Annotated in this window: 24 protein-coding genes; 14 read left to right on the top strand and 10 right to left on the bottom strand. The window is 36.8% G+C overall.

Translation table 11 applies throughout. The features are described from left to right. Positions 1-179 precede the first annotated feature (179 nt). Together RQ359_RS08385 and RQ359_RS08390 are read left to right on the top strand one after the other, a co-directional pair. Positions 180-770: an alpha/beta fold hydrolase gene (locus tag RQ359_RS08385; protein ID WP_156016898.1), complete on the top strand. Its 591-nt coding sequence runs from the start codon at positions 180-182 to the stop codon at positions 768-770. After that, complete coding sequence (locus RQ359_RS08390) at positions 770-1,414, top strand: DUF2250 domain-containing protein (RefSeq protein WP_054837962.1); 645 nt, start codon at positions 770-772, stop codon at positions 1,412-1,414. Before RQ359_RS08385 ends, RQ359_RS08390 begins: the two co-directional genes overlap by 1 nt. A 40-nt stretch (positions 1,415-1,454) precedes the next feature. Here RQ359_RS08390 and meaB read toward each other — a convergent pair whose 3' ends face one another. Then, positions 1,455-2,390, bottom strand: coding sequence for a methylmalonyl Co-A mutase-associated GTPase MeaB (gene meaB, locus RQ359_RS08395; protein ID WP_054837961.1), 936 nt, complete (start codon positions 2,388-2,390; stop codon positions 1,455-1,457). Beyond that, positions 2,374-2,808, bottom strand: a complete 435-nt coding sequence (locus RQ359_RS08400) for a cobalamin B12-binding domain-containing protein (protein ID WP_054837960.1) — start codon at positions 2,806-2,808, stop codon at positions 2,374-2,376. The genes meaB and RQ359_RS08400 overlap by 17 nt, the downstream gene beginning before the upstream one ends. Before the next feature lie 96 nt (positions 2,809-2,904). On the opposite strand from RQ359_RS08400, the gene RQ359_RS08405 reads away from it, so the two are divergent. After that, on the top strand, positions 2,905-3,312 hold the full coding sequence (locus tag RQ359_RS08405) for a winged helix-turn-helix domain-containing protein (protein ID WP_054837959.1): 408 nt from the start codon (positions 2,905-2,907) through the stop codon (positions 3,310-3,312). 30 nt (positions 3,313-3,342) lie between these two features. On the opposite strand, the gene RQ359_RS08410 is transcribed toward RQ359_RS08405, so the two are convergent. Then, on the bottom strand, positions 3,343-3,630 hold the full coding sequence (locus RQ359_RS08410) for a hypothetical protein (protein ID WP_054837958.1): 288 nt from the start codon (positions 3,628-3,630) through the stop codon (positions 3,343-3,345). Positions 3,631-3,747: 117 nt separating this feature from the next. Between RQ359_RS08410 and RQ359_RS08415 the strand changes: the two genes are divergently transcribed. Next, a complete protein-coding gene (locus RQ359_RS08415) occupies positions 3,748-4,461 on the top strand; it encodes a hypothetical protein (protein ID WP_156016896.1) in 714 nt (237 codons plus the stop codon). Positions 4,462-4,474: 13 nt separating this feature from the next. Here RQ359_RS08415 and RQ359_RS08420 read toward each other — a convergent pair whose 3' ends face one another. Continuing rightward, positions 4,475-5,335, bottom strand: a complete 861-nt coding sequence (locus RQ359_RS08420; RefSeq protein ID WP_083476913.1) for a dihydrodipicolinate synthase family protein — start codon at positions 5,333-5,335, stop codon at positions 4,475-4,477. A 48-nt stretch (positions 5,336-5,383) separates the two neighbouring features. Here RQ359_RS08420 and RQ359_RS08425 point away from each other — a divergent pair, with 48 nt between their 5' ends. The 3 genes from RQ359_RS08425 to RQ359_RS08435 are packed head-to-tail and all read left to right on the top strand — an operon-like array spanning position 5,384 to position 7,267. Beyond that, complete coding sequence (locus RQ359_RS08425; RefSeq protein ID WP_156016894.1) at positions 5,384-5,776, top strand: metal-dependent transcriptional regulator; 393 nt, start codon at positions 5,384-5,386, stop codon at positions 5,774-5,776. Next, positions 5,777-6,361 carry a DedA family protein gene (locus RQ359_RS08430; RefSeq protein ID WP_156016893.1) on the top strand — a complete coding sequence of 195 codons (585 nt, stop codon included), beginning with the start codon at positions 5,777-5,779 and terminating at the stop codon, positions 6,359-6,361. Between the two features lie 9 nt (positions 6,362-6,370). Next, positions 6,371-7,267, top strand: a complete 897-nt coding sequence (locus tag RQ359_RS08435) for a sulfite exporter TauE/SafE family protein (RefSeq protein WP_054837954.1) — start codon at positions 6,371-6,373, stop codon at positions 7,265-7,267. A gap of 46 nt (positions 7,268-7,313) precedes the next feature. On the opposite strand, the gene RQ359_RS08440 is transcribed toward RQ359_RS08435, so the two are convergent. After that, positions 7,314-7,604: a hypothetical protein gene (locus RQ359_RS08440; RefSeq protein ID WP_054837953.1), complete on the bottom strand. Its 291-nt coding sequence runs from the start codon at positions 7,602-7,604 to the stop codon at positions 7,314-7,316. A 40-nt stretch (positions 7,605-7,644) separates the two neighbouring features. On the opposite strand from RQ359_RS08440, the gene RQ359_RS08445 reads away from it, so the two are divergent. The 5 genes from RQ359_RS08445 (at position 7,645) to RQ359_RS08465 (ending at position 11,551) form a co-directional block, all read left to right on the top strand. After that, positions 7,645-8,100 carry a hypothetical protein gene (locus tag RQ359_RS08445; protein ID WP_054837973.1) on the top strand — a complete coding sequence of 152 codons (456 nt, stop codon included), beginning with the start codon at positions 7,645-7,647 and terminating at the stop codon, positions 8,098-8,100. 186 nt (positions 8,101-8,286) lie between these two features. Beyond that, complete coding sequence (gene udg, locus RQ359_RS08450) at positions 8,287-8,907, top strand: type-4 uracil-DNA glycosylase (RefSeq protein WP_156016891.1); 621 nt, start codon at positions 8,287-8,289, stop codon at positions 8,905-8,907. Further along, complete coding sequence (locus tag RQ359_RS08455; protein WP_054837952.1) at positions 8,891-9,670, top strand: SDR family oxidoreductase; 780 nt, start codon at positions 8,891-8,893, stop codon at positions 9,668-9,670. The genes udg and RQ359_RS08455 overlap by 17 nt, the downstream gene beginning before the upstream one ends. A gap of 106 nt (positions 9,671-9,776) precedes the next feature. Beyond that, on the top strand, positions 9,777-11,264 hold the full coding sequence (locus tag RQ359_RS08460; RefSeq protein WP_054837951.1) for an ATP-dependent nuclease: 1,488 nt from the start codon (positions 9,777-9,779) through the stop codon (positions 11,262-11,264). 2 nt (positions 11,265-11,266) lie between these two features. After that, complete coding sequence (locus RQ359_RS08465; protein ID WP_457921162.1) at positions 11,267-11,551, top strand: TIGR00304 family membrane protein; 285 nt, start codon at positions 11,267-11,269, stop codon at positions 11,549-11,551. Between the two features lie 88 nt (positions 11,552-11,639). On the opposite strand, the gene RQ359_RS08470 is transcribed toward RQ359_RS08465, so the two are convergent. Together RQ359_RS08470 and RQ359_RS08475 are read right to left on the bottom strand one after the other, a co-directional pair. Further along, positions 11,640-12,896, bottom strand: coding sequence for a Glu/Leu/Phe/Val family dehydrogenase (locus RQ359_RS08470; protein WP_338117033.1), 1,257 nt, complete (start codon positions 12,894-12,896; stop codon positions 11,640-11,642). Between the two features lie 71 nt (positions 12,897-12,967). Continuing rightward, entirely contained in the window at positions 12,968-14,299 is a 1,332-nt protein-coding gene (locus tag RQ359_RS08475) for a hypothetical protein (RefSeq protein ID WP_054837950.1), read from the bottom strand. Positions 14,300-14,357: 58 nt separating this feature from the next. Here RQ359_RS08475 and RQ359_RS08480 point away from each other — a divergent pair, with 58 nt between their 5' ends. Beyond that, positions 14,358-14,783, top strand: a complete 426-nt coding sequence (locus tag RQ359_RS08480; protein WP_054837949.1) for an NUDIX hydrolase — start codon at positions 14,358-14,360, stop codon at positions 14,781-14,783. A gap of 123 nt (positions 14,784-14,906) precedes the next feature. On the opposite strand, the gene cysS is transcribed toward RQ359_RS08480, so the two are convergent. Genes cysS through RQ359_RS08495 form a run of 3 tightly spaced genes read right to left on the bottom strand, consistent with a single transcriptional unit; the run spans position 14,907 to position 17,653 of the window. Continuing rightward, positions 14,907-16,304: a cysteine--tRNA ligase gene (cysS, locus tag RQ359_RS08485; RefSeq protein WP_156016885.1), complete on the bottom strand. Its 1,398-nt coding sequence runs from the start codon at positions 16,302-16,304 to the stop codon at positions 14,907-14,909. A 5-nt stretch (positions 16,305-16,309) separates the two neighbouring features. Then, on the bottom strand, positions 16,310-17,209 hold the full coding sequence (locus tag RQ359_RS08490; RefSeq protein WP_457921163.1) for a bifunctional phosphoglucose/phosphomannose isomerase: 900 nt from the start codon (positions 17,207-17,209) through the stop codon (positions 16,310-16,312). 6 nt (positions 17,210-17,215) lie between these two features. Continuing rightward, positions 17,216-17,653, bottom strand: a complete 438-nt coding sequence (locus RQ359_RS08495) for a hypothetical protein (RefSeq protein WP_457921164.1) — start codon at positions 17,651-17,653, stop codon at positions 17,216-17,218. Between the two features lie 50 nt (positions 17,654-17,703). On the opposite strand from RQ359_RS08495, the gene RQ359_RS08500 reads away from it, so the two are divergent. Then, complete coding sequence (locus tag RQ359_RS08500; protein WP_156016879.1) at positions 17,704-19,023, top strand: FAD-dependent oxidoreductase; 1,320 nt, start codon at positions 17,704-17,706, stop codon at positions 19,021-19,023. The last annotated feature ends 42 nt before the right edge of the window (positions 19,024-19,065 follow it).

Consider the following 19,065-nt stretch of genomic DNA (forward strand, 5'->3'; position numbering starts at 1 on the left):
TAACTAATTAATCTAATTAAATAGTTTTATAATATTTTTAATTTCTCTTCTCATATATGATATTTAGAACTTATATATAAATTAATGTATAAAAATGTTATATCTATTTTTATATGTAATATATTTAAATGGAAAAGTTGAAAAAAAACTTTAAAGACATTAAAGTATAAGTTAAAGTTATGTTGTCATTAGAAGACAAGTACGTGGAAGTAAATGGAGTTAAGATACATTATCTAGAAAAGGGGGAAGGTAAACCCTTTCTATTATTTCATGGAGCTAGGTTTAACGCCTATACGTATAAGGAAACTGGAACTATCGACGCAATAGCTGAAGTTGGATATAAAGCAATTTCTGTTGATTTTCCTGGTTACGGTAAGTCTTCCTCAGGCAACTTTGGAAGTTTGAGTGACTTTATCAACTCATTCGTTGATACAATGAAGCTAGATAAACCAATTCTTTTAGGTGCATCGATGGGAGGTGAGGCAGTTTTAGGTTTTGCTGTAACTCATCCTGAGAAGGTAAGAGGACTTGTACTAGTCGGCGCAGTTGGAGTTCCATCATACGAGAAGTATCTTCCTAAACTTGACGGTAAACCAGTCTTGCTGATCTGGGGCTCTCAAGATAGCGTTTCACCTAGGAGTAACGCTGAGCTCATACAAAGGTATATAAAGACCTCCAAGTTTTACAATGTAGGCAAGCAACATGCGTGCTATTTAGACGACGCAAATGGTTTCAATGTTAAAATAAAGGAGTTCCTGAAGGGTCTGTGATGTCAGATGAGGATCAAATATTAATGGACAAGTTGAAAGATGTACTCGTAGATAGTAGGTACCTACAAGTTCTTCAGCATTTAAAGAAAGCTAATGTTGACTATGGTAAATCAATTATGCTTAACACCAAGATTCCAATACAAGACGTCGTAGATATTCTAGATTATTTAGAAAAGAAAGGATTAATAGAGAGAGTTCATGGCGCAACGTTGAAGAACACAGAAGCTAAGTTTAAACTTAGCTCTGAGGTACACAAGCATCATACGTATTATACTTTAACGAGAATCGGAGACCATCTTTTAAGGAAGCTTGACGAGAGGATGTTAATTAAGGGTTACATAAATCTACTAAAGTCTGATGATCTATATTTGACTTTAGTGTCTCTTGCAGATCAGCTCAATGCAGATCATGCCTTAACTTATGCAAAGCTTACTCACAAGCCTATCGAGGAGATAATACCCAAGCTGGAGGAGTTAGAAAGGATGGGTATATTCGAGGAGGCTCAATCTAAAGTAATAAAGTTTGGAGATAGAAAATCTAAACCTAAAAAGGAAACAAGAACCCATCATAAGTATTATGGCTTAACTAGAATAGGAGAGCTTGTAGTCAGAGAAATGAAACGTAAGGGCATTATAAGCCGTTAAAATAAATGTAAGCTTGCGCGACGACAACGTAATTTTTGTTTTATTTATTCATCTTCTTTAATAATTCTGCTCTGAGAGAATATACAGCATTCATTAGGGGTAATTTGATCAATTCCTCTTTTCTCTCTTCCATACTTTTCTGTAATAGCTGCTCAATTTCTCTCCTTACAATTAGTTCTATCATCTTGGACTTTCTTTCGAGTATCCTCTTCGAAAAAATGCCCTTGCTTTCCAAGAATGATCTGTGCTCTTCAAACGTGTCAACTAGCTCCTTTATCCCCTCTCCTTTAGTTGCGATAGTTTTGAGAACTAACGGTTTCCATCCATCTCTGAAATTTATTTCTGCTGAATCTATAGCGAACTTAATCGAAATGTAGGAAGCCTCAGCCTCAGGTCTATCAGCCTTGTTGATTACGTAAAAGTCACCTATTTCCATTATTCCAGCTTTCAAAGCCTGGATTTCGTCCCCCGTTCCAGGAACTGTAAGGACAGCTATTGAATGAACACTGGATACTATCTCTGTATCAGTTTGTCCTGCGCCTACAGTTTCCACTATTATTCTATCAAAACCTAAACCGTCCAATGCCTCTATTAGCATTAATGCCTCTGCAGATACTCCTCCAAGATGGCCTCTTGAAGCCAGACTCCTTATAAAGACGTTATCTAACATGGTTTTCTCCTGCATCCTTATCCTATTTCCCATGAAGGAACCCTTAGTGAAAGGACTAGATGGATCTATCATTACGACTCCTACTTTATGTCCGCGTTTAAGATATTCCTCTATGAGAGCACCTATTATTGTACTCTTACCAGCTCCTGGTATACCCGTTATTCCGATAGTGAAAGCTTTTCCCGCTCTTTTGCTTAGCTCCTCCAGGGCTATAAGTCCCTGTGGATCTACGTATTCTATTTTAGTCAGAAGTCTGGCTATTGAAAGCTCGTCTCCCTTGATAGCCCTATCAAGAAGTTCGCTCAAGCTTTTGGCCCCTCTTCTTCGCTACAGCTTCCTTGATGAATTCTGAGATTTCCTTTAGGTTTGAGCCTGGGATAAAGACATGATCTACGCCCATGTTTTTCAACGTTTGAATGTCCTGTGGAGGAATTACGCCTCCTACAACTAGAACTACATCGTCTATATGATTCTCTTTCATCAACTTTGTAATGTGGGGAATGAGTTCTAAATGAGCACCACTAAGTATGCTTATTCCAATTACATCCGCGTCCTCCTGTATCGCTGCCTTTACGATTTGTTCTGGAGTTTGCCTTAATCCAGTATATACTACTTCCATTCCAGCATCTTTAAGAGCTCTTGCTATTACCTTGGCACCTCTATCATGGCCATCTAAGCCAAGTTTAGCCACGATTACCTTGATTCTTTTCTCGGAAGACATCAAAGAACTGTAAACTTTAAAACGTTTAAACCTTTCGCAAGAATCATCTGTATAAAATTCTAGAAACTTTTTTGAGTTACAGAAAAGAGAGATATAGCAATGGCAGAGCTTTCGGGAACAACGTTGAAGATCTATAACTACATGATAAAGCAGAAGAAACCAGTTAGGCTGACCAAGATACAGAGAGACTTGAACATGAGTTCGAAATCCTTGGTTCACTATCATTTGAAGAAATTAATGGAAGAAGGTCTGATCAGAGAAGTGGATGACGGATATGTAGTCAGTAAGGTAGTTCTTGAGGACTACATAAGAATAAGGAATACCATACTTCCCAATTCTATGTTTCTCGCATCGTTCTTTCTTACTTCATTAGTAATATTCATTGCACTGTCTTTGTTTTATCAAGGTACGGGGGCAAGCGAGATTTTCGGATTTCTTTCAATATCTACTGCGGCTGTATATTTCATAAGAGATGTTTTAAAGAAAATGAAAAATATATCAACTTAATTTATTTGTTACTTAAAATCAATTCATTCGTTATAGCTTTGCTATATAATAGTAAAATACTAGCAAGCTTGAAAATGCCATTACAATCGTTACCAATGATGGGAAAATGTAAATTGGGTTCGAGTCATTTCTCCACATTATAAAATCAATTAAGAAGGAGAAGAATTCAGCTACCATTAAACCTCCAAGGATACTTAGAACCTTGGAAGTCTTGCTCTTAAATTCCTTATTTAATTTCAAAAACTCAATCAGTATTAACGCGGTAATTATAATTCCTATAGTTGCAATACCTATGTGAATAAACCAGATTTTCAGCATTTTGAGATTAAGATGATTAGATCTCACTATATAAGGTTTTCCCTAAATTGTAGGACTAACTAAAAGCCATGTTGAATTTCGAATAAGAATATAAATATAGTTATTAGAATGAATGATGTGAAGACGTGGTTAGTGGCAGCCGCTGGCATAATGGCTTCTGTATCGTTGGCTGTTGTGGCGTTATTTTTACCCTTCGTCCTTTCTGCGATGCAATCTCCATCAAGACTAGAAGGAGTAGTAACTTCTAGCGAAGAAGGAATAGTAAGGGAGTACAATCAATCAGTATTCTATTTATCTTATGGAACAACTTATAGCAAGGTTCCCTCGTTTTCTCCTAACGTTTCTAGGAATTCCACTATAGAGGTATTATTAGTTAATGTAAGTACAATTTACGATGTTTTGAACGAGACTCCAAGTTCGCTCTCTTCAAATCAATCAAATGCAAGTAGGTTAACTCTCACTAACTCTCAATTATTCAATTTTGCTATGAGTTTATCCCTATTATGTTCTCACGGTTCTTCGTTTTCGGTGTATCCTGATCTGATAGTTATCAATTCAACGGAGACTCTTCCAGTTTTGATATCTTTCCTACCTAACGATTCGGTATTCTTCCCTTCATGTCATGATTTCTATTCTGTAAAAGCAATAAAAAGCACTTTCAGTCAAGTTAATGATAGAGTTTATGCTCAAGTTTATCTTCAATTTCACATAAAAAAAAGTCAATTTCAAAATTATCAGGTAATGTTAATAATAATTTCATTGAAGGATAAGCTAGGCTCTACTCAAAATGTAGTATTTATATTATTTAACAATAATAACAAAAATATTTAGAAAAATCTATTTCTTAGAGTTCTAGTTCCTTCAAAGTAAAGTAAATAACAGATTGAGCGTTGGGGTCTTCTTGTAAGGGAGATCTACAATTCCCCACGTAAAGTCCCCTGTATTTCATCGCTATTTTAACCCCAGTAGGATAATCTTTCATGCTTGTAACCTCAGATAGCTTCTTTATTTTGTTTGTGACGTTAAGTATATCAGTAGACAATCCTTCTGATGCCTTTTTCGATATCTCGACAAAGAGTTCAGGAGCAAAGTTGCTTACTGACGACACTACTCCATCAGTCCCTAAAAAGGCTTCCAGTATCATGGAATCGTTTCCAGAAAGTAGCGTAAATTTTGTTCTTTCTCTCAAATTAATGAAATTCTGGAATTCTTGGAAATTGTTTGTAGATACCTTAATCGCATCTATTAATCCTTCTTCGAGTAACTTCTCGATGTAAACTAGTGGAATATTGAAGCCCGTTGCCAACGGATTATAATATAGGGTAACTCTGTCCCCCGTTTTTCTCAAAGAATCGAAGTAAGTAATCAATCCCTTTAATTCGGTTCTATGATAAATAGGAGGTAAACTGAAGATAGAACCAACTCCCAAGTCTATGAATTTCTTGGCTAACCTTATTGCGTTAGATACGGAATCCGAGCTAACTCCTACGTGCAAGTCTTCGCTTTTAGTTTTTTCTAATGTTTTTCTTACTAATGAAACCTTTTCCTCCTCATTTAGCATGTTAAACTCTCCGGTAGTTCCTAAGATCCAGAACTCATTAATCCCGTTCTTCTTTTGGAACGATATCATTTGTTCTACTGCTGGAAAGTCAATTTCTTCCTTTAAATTGAAAGGAGTTACCATTGCAGTTATGATTCTCATCATTGGTCGGCTTTACTAAGGTTTATTTACTTTAAAAGCTAATATTTAGCGATGGAGGTATCTAAGAGAGAATATGATTATCTGACTGTCATAAAGAAGTATAACGATAATGGTAATCCAGCAAAGATAGCTAGAATAGCCAAAGATATGAATATAGCCCCTTCAAGCGTATTTGAAGAGATATCTCATCTTACTGAGAAGAACTTGGTAAAGAAGGAAAAGGACGGGATATGGATTACAGAGAGTGGAGAGAAGGAATATGAAGAATGGACAAAAACTCATAGAGTTGTGGAAACTCTATTAGTTAAAATAGGATTTGATGAAAAATCTGCATGCGACATCTCTAAGAAATTCGATTACATGATTCCTGAGGAGGTTATGGAAAAACTTTATGTATACCTGGGAAGACCCAAAAAATGCCCCCACGGTGGCGAGATTCCATAAATGAATTTAGAGCCTACGTCTTACACTATTTTACTTGTTCTTATGTTTTTAGAAGCACTAGGTTTGCCCGTGCCTAGCGAAGTTATAATGCCATTAGCTGGCTATTTCTCATCTCAAGGTCAATATAATTTGGTAGGTGCTATATTAATAGGAACGCTAGGTGCTATGATAGGATCCTTGTTTGATTACTTCATAGCATCTAGAATAGGAGAGCCTATTCTTTTAAGATATGGAAAATATATCAAATTAAATCAAAGTAATTTAATGAAGATGTATTCATGGTTTAACTCTTATGGAGTTTTTGCGGTCTTTTTTGCTAGATTCCTTCCTGCCTTACGTGCCTTAATATCGTATCCTGCTGGATTGGTGAGGATGAACATAGGTCGCTTTTCAATAGCCACGCTATTGGGCCAACTTATTTGGAACGGAGTGTTAGCTTACGTAGGCTTTCTATTTGGCAAGAACTACTCTACAGTGGTCGGCCAAATAGATCATTTAGTTTATGTGATAACAATAATACTAATTATAGTGTTGATACTAGTTGTGATTTTATACAAACATAACTTTTTAAAGTTTAAACGATAAATTCATCTCATGCTTGCCGATCCATCGTTTTCAGTAACTTTGTCGCCCCTACAATTGTTGTTGTCAATAATATCTGGGGTTCTAGTTGGATTTAGCCTTGGATTGATAGGCGGAGGTGGATCAATACTTGCAATACCACTGCTCTTATATTTCGTAGGATTAGCATCAGAGGCTAAGACACCTTCAGAGTATAGTTATATCGTACATCTAGTTTTAGGGACAACGGCACTCGCAGTTGGTTTGAATGCTTACCTTAACGCGTATATGCACTTTAGGAAAGGAAACGTTAGAATTAAGCAAGGTATCTTCTTTACAATCCCTGGAGTCATAGGAGATATCATAGGAGCTTATCTTAGCCATCTAATGTCTGGGGCATTCGTTCTATTTCTGTTCAGTTTCTTAATGATAGCCGTTGCAGCTAAGATGTGGAAAACTAGATGCAAGTCAATCCAAGCAAAGACTGATAGCACAGTTGTAGGAAACGGTAAGTTAGGTTTAGCATCTCTAACATCTGGAATAAACCTTCAAAGGGTAATCCCAGCAGGTTTTGCTGTAGGTTTTGCCTCAGGCTATTTTGGAATAGGAGGAGGATTCCTCGTAGTTCCAGGGCTTCTGTTCAGTTCCTCTTTAGATATGCTAAGGGCAGTAGGTACTTCCTTAATTGCCGTAGGGACCTTTGGAGTTACTGCTGCTTCCACTTATGCAGTTTACGGTGATATTAATGTTACAGTAAGCATCTTGTATCTACTTGGAGGTATAGCTGGAGGTTATCTAGGGGCTTCAATGGCTTCTACCATTCCAAAGTCTACATTAAGAAAAATATTTGCTATAATAATTGTTCTAGTGGCTTTCTATACTATGTATCAAAACGTAAACGGTCTATATTATATCATTCATCTCTTATAAAATTCTATTTATTATTATATAGATATTAATAAATACTCGATATTTTTTATTGCATTGAGTTATAATATTCGTTAATTTTAGTTTCGACCTTATTCAGTAGTTCTGGCAGAATTTCCTTTAACTTCTCATAATCTTCTCCTTCTATAGCCTTCTTCATCTCCTCTGCAGGTTCTTTCAACTCTGGAAATTTATAGCACTTTGAGATAGTTACTGCAGATTCCCTTTTTATCCATTTGAATATACTTTTATCTTCTCTCTCGTTTACATGCATCTTTACCTTTTCAAGTGAGGTTTTTATCAAGATAAGGTCCTGAAGATCCAAGAACTTTTTAGACATAATGAATAGTCTTTTTACTCATACCTTTAGAAAACTATGCATGGATTTGAAGGGGTATTATGCCTATGTCTTTATAATAGCTTCGCTATTGACCTTGATTTTCCTTTCCGTTTTTCCAGTGGTTCCAGTAGGAGATGAGGAATTAGCAGGCATTTCACCTACTGGTGTTCACTATAATCTCTCTTTACCGGTGGGCGTCTCATTTTCCACTTTTTTGGCTCTGATGCTATTCTTTATTTCTATAGTGATTTTTTATGGGACCAAGTCCACATTCTATAACGTTCTAATAGACTCTTCTGGTATTTCATTTGTATTTTTAAATTATTTTAACTATTATTTGATCTATGAAACATGGAAACCAGAAATAATGATATTACCATTTCTGATAGAAATAACCTTCAATGGAGCAAAAACACTGGTAATAGATCTAGGCCAGATAGTTCTAATTGTTATTCTTTATAGGGCATACAAGATGATTAGAACTAATAAGAGTTAAAAGGTTATATAACAAGTTAATATTTATCCCCGCCTTCCATCCCTACCCGATTTTGCGAAGTCGCTTAAATGAGGGTAGTCAGCATGGCGGGGAACAGTTAGTGATGACGCCGACATAGGATGATCAGTGATGATGGGTCGATTACCTGAAACTTAAATAACAAGGTTAGAATCAGTTTAAGGTAAGATGTCTCTAGATGACATAGCAATAGAAGTGCTATCCTGTAAAAAATGTCAACTTTCAAAGCTAAGGTTAAATCCAGTTCCTGGAGAGGGAAACCCGAAGGCAGAAATTATGTTTATAGGTGAAGCTCCGGGGGCAAAGGAAGATATGATGGGTAAGCCTTTCGTTGGAGCTGCAGGTAAGTTGTTGGATACTATGATAAACGAAGTTCTGGGAATTCAGAGGAAAGATGTATTTATCACGAACGTAGTGAAATGTAGACCTCCAAATAATAGAGATCCACTACCTGAGGAAATAAGGGCATGCTCAACTTATCTTATTTCTCAAATACGAGAAATAAAACCACGTGTTATAGTTACCTTAGGTAGACATTCTACTTCCTTTATCTTTTCGAGTTCAGGAATATCATTTGCTAATATAACAAGCGTAAGGGGAAAATTTCATCAAGTTAAATTCTACGAACTTGAAATCAAAGTATTTCCCACATATCACCCTGCAGCTGCACTATATAATCCCAGCTTAAGGGAAATTATAAGACAAGACTTCCTTAAAATAAAAAAAGAGATAAACTCTAAATCATTCACCATAGATCAGTTCTTCGATAAAGATGGATCTACAAATTAAAGGTAAGAGAGTTTTAGTAACTGCTTCAAGCAGGGGTATTGGATTTTCCGTAGCAAAGGCCTTTCTTTCGGAAGGGGCTATAGTAACAATTTCCTCAAGCTCAAAGATAAATCTGGATAAAGCCAAAGAGAAGCTATCATCTATAGGAAGAGTGTATTCTTTTGTAGCAGATATGCGCGATGTTGACCAAGTAAAGTCCCTTATAAAAGACGCTGAAGCTAGTATGGGTGGATTGGACGTTCTATGTTACGTTACAGGTTCCCCTAAACCAGGTAACATATCTACACTCTCAGATGACGATTGGAGGGACGCGTTTAATCTTTTGCTCCTTAACGCGGTAGTTGCAGTCAGGGAATCTGCAAAATTGATGAAAGATGGGGGCAGGATAGTTCTTTCCACTTCAATGACTTTAAGGGAACCTTTGCCTAATCTAGATCTATCTAATGTAGTCAGATTGTCGCTTGCTGGACTAGTCAAGTCAGCCTCAAATGAACTTGCAGAGAAGGGAATTCTCGTCAACGCTGTTCTCCCAGGTTGGACAATGACAGAGAGGGTTTCACAGCTAGTCAAGGACAGAGCTCAAAGGGAGTCTAAAAACGAAGATGAAGTTCTGAGAGATATTACATCTCAAATTCCTTTGAAGAGAATAGCATCTCCAGAGGAGGTAGCTAACGTCTTCTTGTTCTTGGCTTCCTCCATGTCAACGTATATAACCGGTCAATTAATAACAGTAGACGGTGGATTTGTAAAGGGAATCTTTTAAAGCATTGGGCCGATAATACCGCCTTTTTCTTTATTATGAGAAAATCCCATACCTCAAGTACTTAACGATTATAACTTAATTCCTGTAGTATTACTTGTGAGAGGCAGTGAAGATTACCGACTTACACATAAAGAATTTTAAAAGTATATCAGCGATAGAATTGAATGATATCGGTGGCTTCAATGTTGTAGTAGGATATAATGGGTACGGCAAAACTAATTTCCTGACTGCAATCTATCTATTCCTTAGAAACCTTTCTTCTGGAATTGAAAAGAAGTCAATAGAGGATAGGAATAACGAGCTTCTTCTTTTATGGAAAGGTTACGATACATCGTCAGAGATGCGACTTGGAGGAAGGATAGAGTTTACTTCAGAAGAGACTAATAAAATCTTAGGCAAAAATGCCCCTATAATTTTGGAGGTTGAAAACGAAGTTAAATACAGTGGAGGTTATGCTGAGTGGAACGTGGATAGGGTAGTTATAAACGGCTCCCCGCCGGGCAAAGACGATCTACAGACTATCAGGAAAATCGCGGAGTATGCATCTCAACACGTTGAGTATGTCCCCATATTCGATCAAACCTATTTCGATGAAACTATGAAGAGAATGATGGACATGAATAGTTCTCCAATAAATCTAAGAAGGTATTGGTATGATTTCGTTAACTTAGTAAGCAAGACCATACCGGAAATAAAGGGCATGGAATTTTGGGAGGGAAGGAAACTTGTGCTTAATGTATATGACATGCCTATATATATCGACTGGGCTGCAAGTGGTTTTCAAAGAGTACTTCTCATGTTATTTATAATATGGTTAAGTGGTAACAAAATACTTTTGGTTGAGGAGCCCGAGATCAATATGCATCCCACGCTTCAGTCTAAGATAATGAAGTTAATCAAAAGCTGGACTGATTCTGGAATCCTTCAAGCATTCATAACTACTCACTCCCCCTACGTTGTCTCCTCAAACGTAGACTCCTACATAGTACTCAGGAGGATTGAAGGTAGCTCTACTGCAGTGCTTGTGAAACCTAGAGATGGCTTAAAGAACATTTTAAGTATACTTAAGATTAGTCTTAGTGATATAGTATTTAATAGAATTGTGATTTTAACTGACTATAACGCAGAGCCGGTAGTTATCAACAACTGGTTGAGGAGACTCAACATAGTACCTGAGGATACTGGAATCCAAGTATTTAAGGTCACATCTACATTGGAATTGGATAATTGGCTAAAGTTAAGGAGAATGCTAAAGCTAGATACCATATTTCTTGGTATGTGCGATAGCATAGACATCAGCCTTAGGGAATATTGCGTTCCAATGAGTAAGGAAGTTGAAAGCTATTATAATAAGCAAGTCTTACTTAACGTTCTGAAAAACATGGGAATATCGCCTGATGATAAGGAGCTAAAGGATTTAGGTAAGGAGGAGAATTTGAAGTGGCTTTTCAATCTAATGAAAAAGAGGGGAATTGACTATAATCAAATTAGAACTTCAATAGGAGAAATGATAAGCCAAGTAGACACGGTAGAAATACCTAAAGAGATAGAAATCTTGGCAAACAAAATTAAATCCATTCAGACTCTAACATAAATATGAATTCGTTAATTGACTTTGGAACCTTGATGATTTTCATAGGCTTCATAATTGTTTTTTTTGGAGTAATTTACGAGTTAGCTAAGTCAGTTAGACGGTCTAGTAGAGTGAAGTCGAAAGAACAAGAGGAAAGAAAGACGGAAGTCGGAGGCGTAATATTCCTCGGTCCAATTCCCATAATATTTGGCTCTTCTAAGAACATTTCAAAATGGATGCTAGTTGTTGCAGCTATAATAACAATAGTTTTGATACTTCTTTACGCTCTACCTTACTTTATTTCGTAATATTTTTATAATAAAGCTCTAGAAAATAGTTATATTCATAAACATCAGTAAAAACTAGATAGGTTTTTGTTATTATTGGCTTAAAAAATTACATTAGTCCTCTTAATTTAGACGCCCTAACTACCCTTTCTATTGCTATTGCCATAGCTGAAGTACGGAAATCATACTCACTAAACTTCTTCTCGTGTTCTTGGTACATGTTGTTGAATGCCTTTTCCATTCTTGTAATAATTAGCTTCTTTGCCTCTTCGTCCTCTACTATGTCTCCCATTTTGTTATTCGCCCATTCTACATAACTTCCCACTACCCCACCAGAGTTTGCCAATATATCAGGAATTACTGTCACGTTGTTCCTCCTTAGAATGTCGTCCGCGTCAGCCGTTAGGGGACCGTTAGCTCCTTCTACAATTATTTTTGCCTTAACTTGCGACGCGTTTGTCTTATTGATTACATTTTCAACAGCGGCCGGAATTAGAATATCGCAATCCCATGTCAATAATTGTTCATTAGTAACCTTCTTACCTTCGTAAGACGATATGGGCTCTCCGTTTTTCTTTAATTCCAATACCTTTTCAGGATCGATTCCATTTTCGGTTATAATCCCACCTTTAGAGTCACTAACTCCTATTACCTTTCCTCCCATCTCCGTTAGAAATTTAGCAGCATAATATCCTACATTACCGAAACCTTGAATTATTATTCTCTTTCCTTCAATGCCATCTAAAATCTTTTCTGTTGCAACTTTCGTTATAGTTGCCAGTCCTAGTCCAGTGCTATACTCCCTTACGCTTAGTCCTCCTATTTCAACGGGTTTACCCGTGAACGTAGCGAAATCTACCTTTCCACTTACTTTAATGTACTCATCTAGAAACCATGCCATTATTTGTGGATCTGTATTAAGGTCAGGAGCGGGGATGTCTATATCGCTTCCTATGTAGTTATAAATTGCCTTAACGTATCCTCTCGATAATCTTTCCAGCTCATCTCTATGTAGAGACTTAGGATCAACCCTTATACCCCCTTTTCCTCCTCCATACGGAAGACCTAAAAGGGAATTCTTCCATGTCATCATCATAGATAGTGCCATAACTTCTGTCTGGGTCACATTCGGAGAAAACCTCACTCCTCCCTTATAAGGTCCTAAGGCACTGTTGTGCTGAGAACGCCATCCAATGAAAGTTTTAACTCTTCCATCGTTGCCCTTTAGATTAACCTTTACCTGAATTACTCTCTCTGGCTGGGATAGCGACTCTATAACGTCATTTTCAAGCGACAATATCTGGGATACTCTCTCTAGTTTCTTTAATTGTTGTGTATACAAATCAGAAGTTACAATATCAGATATGAGACTCATGAAACACACTCGTCTTTCAAAAATTAAAGTCTTTTTGTCAGCTTGTTTAAAAAAATTATGCTTTAACCGAATCTTCTATGAAGAAGAATAATTATTGCAACAATTACTAATGTTACTACTACTGCAATTATTAATGAGGTATTAGGATTAACTACATTATATGGAAGTTGAGTGTCGGATATGGAGTGGGATGGAAATGTCTGTGTAGGACTTACATAGTTATCTCCAATATATTTTAACTCGTCGACTGTTGTGGGAACTCCAGATCTGACCTCAACTCCCTTATATTCTAGTAACAAACCAGATTTCGCTACATATAAATACTGAATTGCGTTTCCTCCGTCTGACACGTTTTTGTACAAGTAAGCATTAAACTGACCTATTGGGGTTGAAACTTTTGTCATATTAACTAAAGTGAAGTTCTCGCCATTGAACACTACATTGTCTTGTCCCGGATTATACACAAAAGATACAAATGTCTGGTTTATTTCTGATATATCAATATAATTGTATATTGTAAATCCACCTAGGGTTCTAGGGGCCGTTACGGTTTCGTTAGGCAAAATTCTAAGTTCAAACTCATTAAATGTGACTATTCCATTTGAAAACGTGATAGGATAATATAATTCTAACTGCGATTGTGGTAGAATTGTAGAAGCTGTAGGGTTAAACTGGTATAGAGAATATTCATAAGATGAATTTATAACTGATTCATTTAATGCCTTAATTGAATTTTCTAAAGTTATGTTTATAATTGAAGGAAGAGACTGTAAAGTCATATTAAACGAGGAGTTTGAAATCTCGTATATCAAGCCGTTAGGTAGTACCGTAACTGTGTAATTATTTCCTGTAATTGAGTCATATACTATGTATTTAAGTGCTTTTTCACTATTTCCTGCAAAGTTGAGGTTTAGGGTTTTAATTAAATCGAATACAGCTTGATAACTAGACGTCTGTATTTCATACGTCGAATTAAAGAGATATTGAGGTGTTATGAACGGATACTCCATTGTAAATGGATCCATAGTCGGATTTAATGTGAAGTTACCTTCATAGAAGGAAATATTATCCTTAGTGAAATTTCCTGTTACCGAAACCGTTAGATTTCCGAAGCTGTTATACTTTATTAGATTAATGTTAACGCTATAGGTTGCATTTATGTGTATCAACTTTTTCGTTGAAGTTGTAGCATTTGTAGAGTTAGTAGCTTTTACATATTTTACTTCGGTTGCATTAATCTGCTTTACTATGTAATTAAGCGAGCTCGGTACCTGAAGCAAACTGTAGGTTTTACCTACGTCAGGTGGCTGAGGAAAATCATTCAGAGCCAGTGAAGGTAAGGCTATCTCGCTAATTATAAGGACAATAACAAACGCAAAGAGTAAACCTTTCATCGTGAAAAACGTAAGGTGGAAAATATTAATTTTTATCCGTATGTAAAGGGAAGACATTATGAATAGACCATTAATGGCAGTAGGTGCACTAATACAGCAAAACGGAAAAGTTCTTCTTGTGAAAAGGACAAAACCTCCTAATGCAGGTACATGGGCTATACCAGGAGGAAAGGTAGAATACGGAGAAACTGTTCAGGAGGCTCTCATTAGGGAGATTAATGAAGAGACAGGTCTGATAGTAAAGCCAAGTAAGCTATTAGCTGTGGTTCAGATAATTAAGGAAGGATTCCATTACATTATTTTAGATTTCATTTGTAATATAGAAGGAGGGAGTTTAAGGCCTGCTTCCGATGCTGAGGAAGCTAGATTTTTCTCCGTAGAAGAATTAGGAAAATTGGGAATTTCTTCTACTACTATTGAAATGCTGAAGAGGTATATTAAAGGAGAGGAATTACCAATTTACATTTTAGATAGGGAGAGTTAAAACAAATAAATAGAGGAGAAAAATATAATGGAATTCCTTTGATATGACTTTTAATACTACATAACTTTTTATTGGAATTTATAATGAATCTTAAAATAATCCTTTATATGACTTTCTCTTCCTTCACTCTAATCTCCAAGTGGAGCCTTCCTTAGAGTCCATGATCTTTATTCCTGCTTTCATCAGAGCATCTCTTATCATGTCTGACGCCTCATACATTTTCTTTTCCCTCAGCGTTTTTCTAACTTCTAAAATGTTATCTACTATTCGCTCCAATGAAAGGCTATTTGCATTAATTTCCTCATCTAAAACTCTAAATACACTATTGAAATTTTCCATTACTTGCATAGCAAGAACTGAGCTCAGGAAATCTCTGCTTTCTTGAATTTCAGTAAAAACTAAAGTAGCTAACTCGTGTATGGAAGCTAATGCGGAAGCGGTATCGAAATCGTCATCCATCGAGGTAAGGAATTTCTGATAAATTGAGAGAACCTTATTTGATGTCTTTATACCCCTTTCTGAAGAGTATGAGATATTTCCTTCCTTTATGACGGATCTTAACACTGCTATGGCGTTTCTGAATCTTTCAAGGGAGCTCTTAGCTTGTTCCATGCTCTCGTCGCTGAAATCGACGTTAGTTCTGTAATGAGAAGAAAGGAACCAAACTCTTAAGGTAGAAGCACCCCATTTCTTGATTATGTCCTTTAAAGGTATTATATTTCCTAAAGATTTTGACATTTTTTCTTTCTTAATTGTTATGAAAGCAGTATGGACCCAATACTTTACCCAAGGATGTCCAAGCATGGATTCGCTTTGCGCCCTTTCATTTTCGTGGTGTGGAAATATCAAATCCATACCTCCGCCATGGATATCGAATGTTTCTCCTAGATAGCGTGTTGACATAGTTGAGCATTCTATATGCCAACCTGGCCTTCCTCTTCCCCACGGTGAATCCCAAAATGGTTCATTGGGCTTTGAGGCCTTCCATAAGGCGAAATCGTAAGGATGCTTTTTCTCCCTCACGCTTTCTTCTCCTTGGCTCCACAAGTTCTTTGCAGTGTTGGAAAGCTCTCCGTAATTTCTATACGTGTCGACGTCAAAGTAAACGCTACCGCTACTTGTTTGATACGCATGTCCTTTCTCTATCAAACCTTCGATGAAGGAAATGATTTCATTTATATGCATTGATACTCTAGGATGAAGGTCTACCTTCACCTTTAGGGAATCTAAGGCTTCTAGATAACTCTTTGAATAAACGTCAACTATTTCTTCCCAACTTTTTCCGCTGTCGTTGGCCCTCTTTATTATTTTATCATCAATGTCCGTTATGTTCTGAACTCTGATTACGTTGAAACCTCTTAATTTTAGATATCTACTCATTAGATCATATGCTACAAATGTTCTTCCATGGCCCATGTGGACTTCATCATATACTGTTGGCCCACATACGTACATCTTTACTGTTGACCCTAAAGGCTCAAACGGTTGAAGGGATCTTCCAAGCGTGTTAAAAATTCTCATTTGACTTACAAGATAGATGATGGCTTAAATAGATTAGAAGTTAATTCCCTCGCTTTAGGTATGTTGTAAAGCTTATCAGGAGTTTCATGAAGAGTTTCTGCGATTTCGATTGACATTATGCCTCCCATCATCATGAGGGAACTTACGTTTTTTAAATCGCTGTCGAACATTCCCTTAATAACAGTTGCATTCAATACCTTAGCTGTTACCTCATCTATTTCCTTAGAAAGTAGCACGACAGGATGAATATTGTAACCATGGACATAAGCCTCTACTTCGTTGTGATTAACTTCGGGTATCTCACCGTAAAATGCGGGGTATTTTGCGTTTTCATTTACTTCCTGTTTATATCTTTTTGCTATTCCTATAAGTTTTGAACTATAAAATACAGGTATCCTACCTATAATCAGTTTAGCTAATCTTTTTCCTTCTTCAATTACTTCCTGTTTTTTGGTTTCGACGCCCTCCTTGAGTTCCTTTAGATTTAGCTTGGATCCCGTTCTTTCAGAAACTATTTTGAGAAGAGGGGTAATTAAGTATGGAAAGGAGTATCTGGTTTGAGAACCTCCCTTGACTATTATATGCTTTAAGCCTTTTTCTTTTGCAAATTGTCCTAAAATTCCTCCGGAGGTAATAATTATTACCTCTGAACCCTTTTGCAGAGCCGTTTTAACGTCCTCTATTGTCTCTGACGTATTTCCAGAATAGCTTACAGCCAAAAGCGTTTCCTTTCCTTCCATCATGGACGCGGGTTTTATATTAGGGAAAAACACTCTTGCTATGTCGCCTATTATCCCGCTACCTCCAATTCCTGAGAAGGCAAAATTGTCAAATTTAGCTTCAGGCACATTAAGCTTTAGAGCTTCCGCAAACTTAGTATCCCAATCAATATAAGGATTTTCCATTTAACTTCAAGTTTTCTTCATACTTAAGCTTACATTTATAGTTGCTGGAGTTCCTGAAACTGAAACATTGATCGACTCTATTCCTATTTCTTTTGCGTTTTCTTTTATTAAAAGCGTGGCTTCAGCTACCGAATATGATATTGAAGCTATCAGGTTTTCAATTATACCTGAAATTTTTTCTTTCATCAGCATAGAAAGTGAAGTAGGTTGCAATAGGTATATATTTATTATATTAATCTTTTCTAATAACTGAAAGAAATTAGCAAGCATGTCTTCCCACCGTTTATCTTGTGAAGCATTTTCAATTTCTGATAGATTTCCTTTCATTTTTTGAATCTGAGACTTAACAAATCTTACAGTATCAACTTCATTAAAGGAAAGTTCATTTTCTTTAATGGAGTTGAGCTGCTCATATACTTCGTCGAATTTAGTTTCTGCTTTCATGAGATAAATTTCCCCATGATAGTTATAAAGGTGTTTCTTAAGGAAGATTTATGCAAAGAGTCTTAATTATAGGAGGAGGAGCAGCTGGAATGTCAGCTGCTTCATGGATAAGGAGATTATCGCCTGACATGAAAGTGACAGTTCTTGAATCAACTCAAATGGTAAGTCATGCGCCTTGCGGAGTTCCATATTTTCTAGAAGGATTATTTGACGATCCTAACTTGTTTATGACTTATGAACCTTCATTTTTCATTGAAAAAAGAGGAATAGATCTAAGAATTAACACAAGGGTAAAAGAACTGAATATTAAGGACAGACACGTTACAGTAGAGATTAAAGATAAGGTGGAATCAATTGACTACGATTACTTAATTTTAGCTACAGGCTCAGTTCCGATTACAGTGAAGAATGATGGAACAGAAAGGGTGTATTTTGTTCACCATCCAGCTCACGCTTCAGAGTTACGTAAAGCCCTCTGGTCGCTAAACAAGATAGCCGTAATAGGAGGAGGGATACTTGGAATAGAGACAGCTGAAGCCCTTTCAGTGAAGGGGAAAAAAGTAGTTCTAATTCACCGCGGTAAGTACCCGTTAAACAGGATGGTGGATGAGGACATATCTTCATTCTTCTTACCTAAGATGATTTCCGAGATCGATTTAAGGCTAGGCGAAGCTGTGTTGGAGGTAAGAGACAAGGGACGGTTAGTAATTACAGATAAAGGTGAATACAAAGTGGACGGAACGGTAATAGCGATTGGAGTGAGACCTAATTCAGACTTAGTTAAGGGTCAACTCAAGCTTGGCGTTTATGATTCTATCGTGACGAACGAGAAAATGGAAACTAGCGAGAAGGGGGTCTTTGCAGCTGGCGATGTCGCTCAGTCCTTCAACTTGATTACGAAGCAGTCTGATTGGGTTCCTTACGCACCGGTTGCCAACAAGATGGGATTCGTCGCAGCGTTTAATGTAAGTGGCATAGAGAAGAAGTTCCCTGGAGTAGTTGGAACTATGATAACTAAATATAGAGAAACCCTTGTAGGTAAGGTAGGCCTTACATCAGCAGAAGCAACAAGGTACAATTTTAAGATAAAGGAAGCTTTAGTGAAACATAAGACCAGAGCTAGGTATTACCCAGGCTCAAAGGACATATGGGTTAAGCTGATTGCAAATGAAAAGGATAGCAGGATTCTAGGAGTTGAGATAGTAGGTCAAGAAGAGGTATTAGGAAGATTAGATGTATTAGCTGAGGCAATTATGAAGGGTGCTACTGTAGAAGACCTATTCTTTATGGAAAACGCTTACCTGCCTGCGGTAGCTAGAGTATGGGATCCCCTGGTTTTGGCTGCAAGAAAGATATACGCTGGTGATTAGGTAAAACCGGTATTACCAACTTTCAACGCACCATATTTAAAT

The organism is Sulfuracidifex metallicus DSM 6482 = JCM 9184 (genome assembly GCA_032834875.1).
Lineage (GTDB): Archaea > Thermoproteota > Thermoprotei_A > Sulfolobales > Sulfolobaceae > Sulfuracidifex > Sulfuracidifex metallicus.

Coding starts and splice junctions, on each gene's coding strand:
- RQ359_RS08475 (WP_054837950.1), bottom strand. CDS start 14,299: ATGAAAGGTTTACTCTTTGCGTTTGTTATTGTCCTTATAATTAGCGAG.
- RQ359_RS08405 (WP_054837959.1), top strand. CDS start 2,905: ATGGCAGAGCTTTCGGGAACAACGTTGAAGATCTATAACTACATGATA.
- RQ359_RS08445 (WP_054837973.1), top strand. CDS start 7,645: ATGGATTTGAAGGGGTATTATGCCTATGTCTTTATAATAGCTTCGCTA.
- RQ359_RS08420 (WP_083476913.1), bottom strand. CDS start 5,335: ATGATGAGAATCATAACTGCAATGGTAACTCCTTTCAATTTAAAGGAA.
- RQ359_RS08440 (WP_054837953.1), bottom strand. CDS start 7,604: ATGTCTAAAAAGTTCTTGGATCTTCAGGACCTTATCTTGATAAAAACC.
- udg (WP_156016891.1), top strand. CDS start 8,287: ATGTCTCTAGATGACATAGCAATAGAAGTGCTATCCTGTAAAAAATGT.
- RQ359_RS08455 (WP_054837952.1), top strand. CDS start 8,891: ATGGATCTACAAATTAAAGGTAAGAGAGTTTTAGTAACTGCTTCAAGC.
- RQ359_RS08500 (WP_156016879.1), top strand. CDS start 17,704: ATGCAAAGAGTCTTAATTATAGGAGGAGGAGCAGCTGGAATGTCAGCT.
- RQ359_RS08495 (WP_457921164.1), bottom strand. CDS start 17,653: ATGAAAGCAGAAACTAAATTCGACGAAGTATATGAGCAGCTCAACTCC.
- RQ359_RS08425 (WP_156016894.1), top strand. CDS start 5,384: ATGGAGGTATCTAAGAGAGAATATGATTATCTGACTGTCATAAAGAAG.
- RQ359_RS08430 (WP_156016893.1), top strand. CDS start 5,777: ATGAATTTAGAGCCTACGTCTTACACTATTTTACTTGTTCTTATGTTT.
- RQ359_RS08465 (WP_457921162.1), top strand. CDS start 11,267: ATGAATTCGTTAATTGACTTTGGAACCTTGATGATTTTCATAGGCTTC.
- RQ359_RS08435 (WP_054837954.1), top strand. CDS start 6,371: ATGCTTGCCGATCCATCGTTTTCAGTAACTTTGTCGCCCCTACAATTG.
- RQ359_RS08480 (WP_054837949.1), top strand. CDS start 14,358: ATGAATAGACCATTAATGGCAGTAGGTGCACTAATACAGCAAAACGGA.
- RQ359_RS08410 (WP_054837958.1), bottom strand. CDS start 3,630: ATGCTGAAAATCTGGTTTATTCACATAGGTATTGCAACTATAGGAATT.
- RQ359_RS08385 (WP_156016898.1), top strand. CDS start 180: ATGTTGTCATTAGAAGACAAGTACGTGGAAGTAAATGGAGTTAAGATA.
- cysS (WP_156016885.1), bottom strand. CDS start 16,304: ATGAGAATTTTTAACACGCTTGGAAGATCCCTTCAACCGTTTGAGCCT.
- RQ359_RS08390 (WP_054837962.1), top strand. CDS start 770: ATGTCAGATGAGGATCAAATATTAATGGACAAGTTGAAAGATGTACTC.
- RQ359_RS08490 (WP_457921163.1), bottom strand. CDS start 17,209: ATGGAAAATCCTTATATTGATTGGGATACTAAGTTTGCGGAAGCTCTA.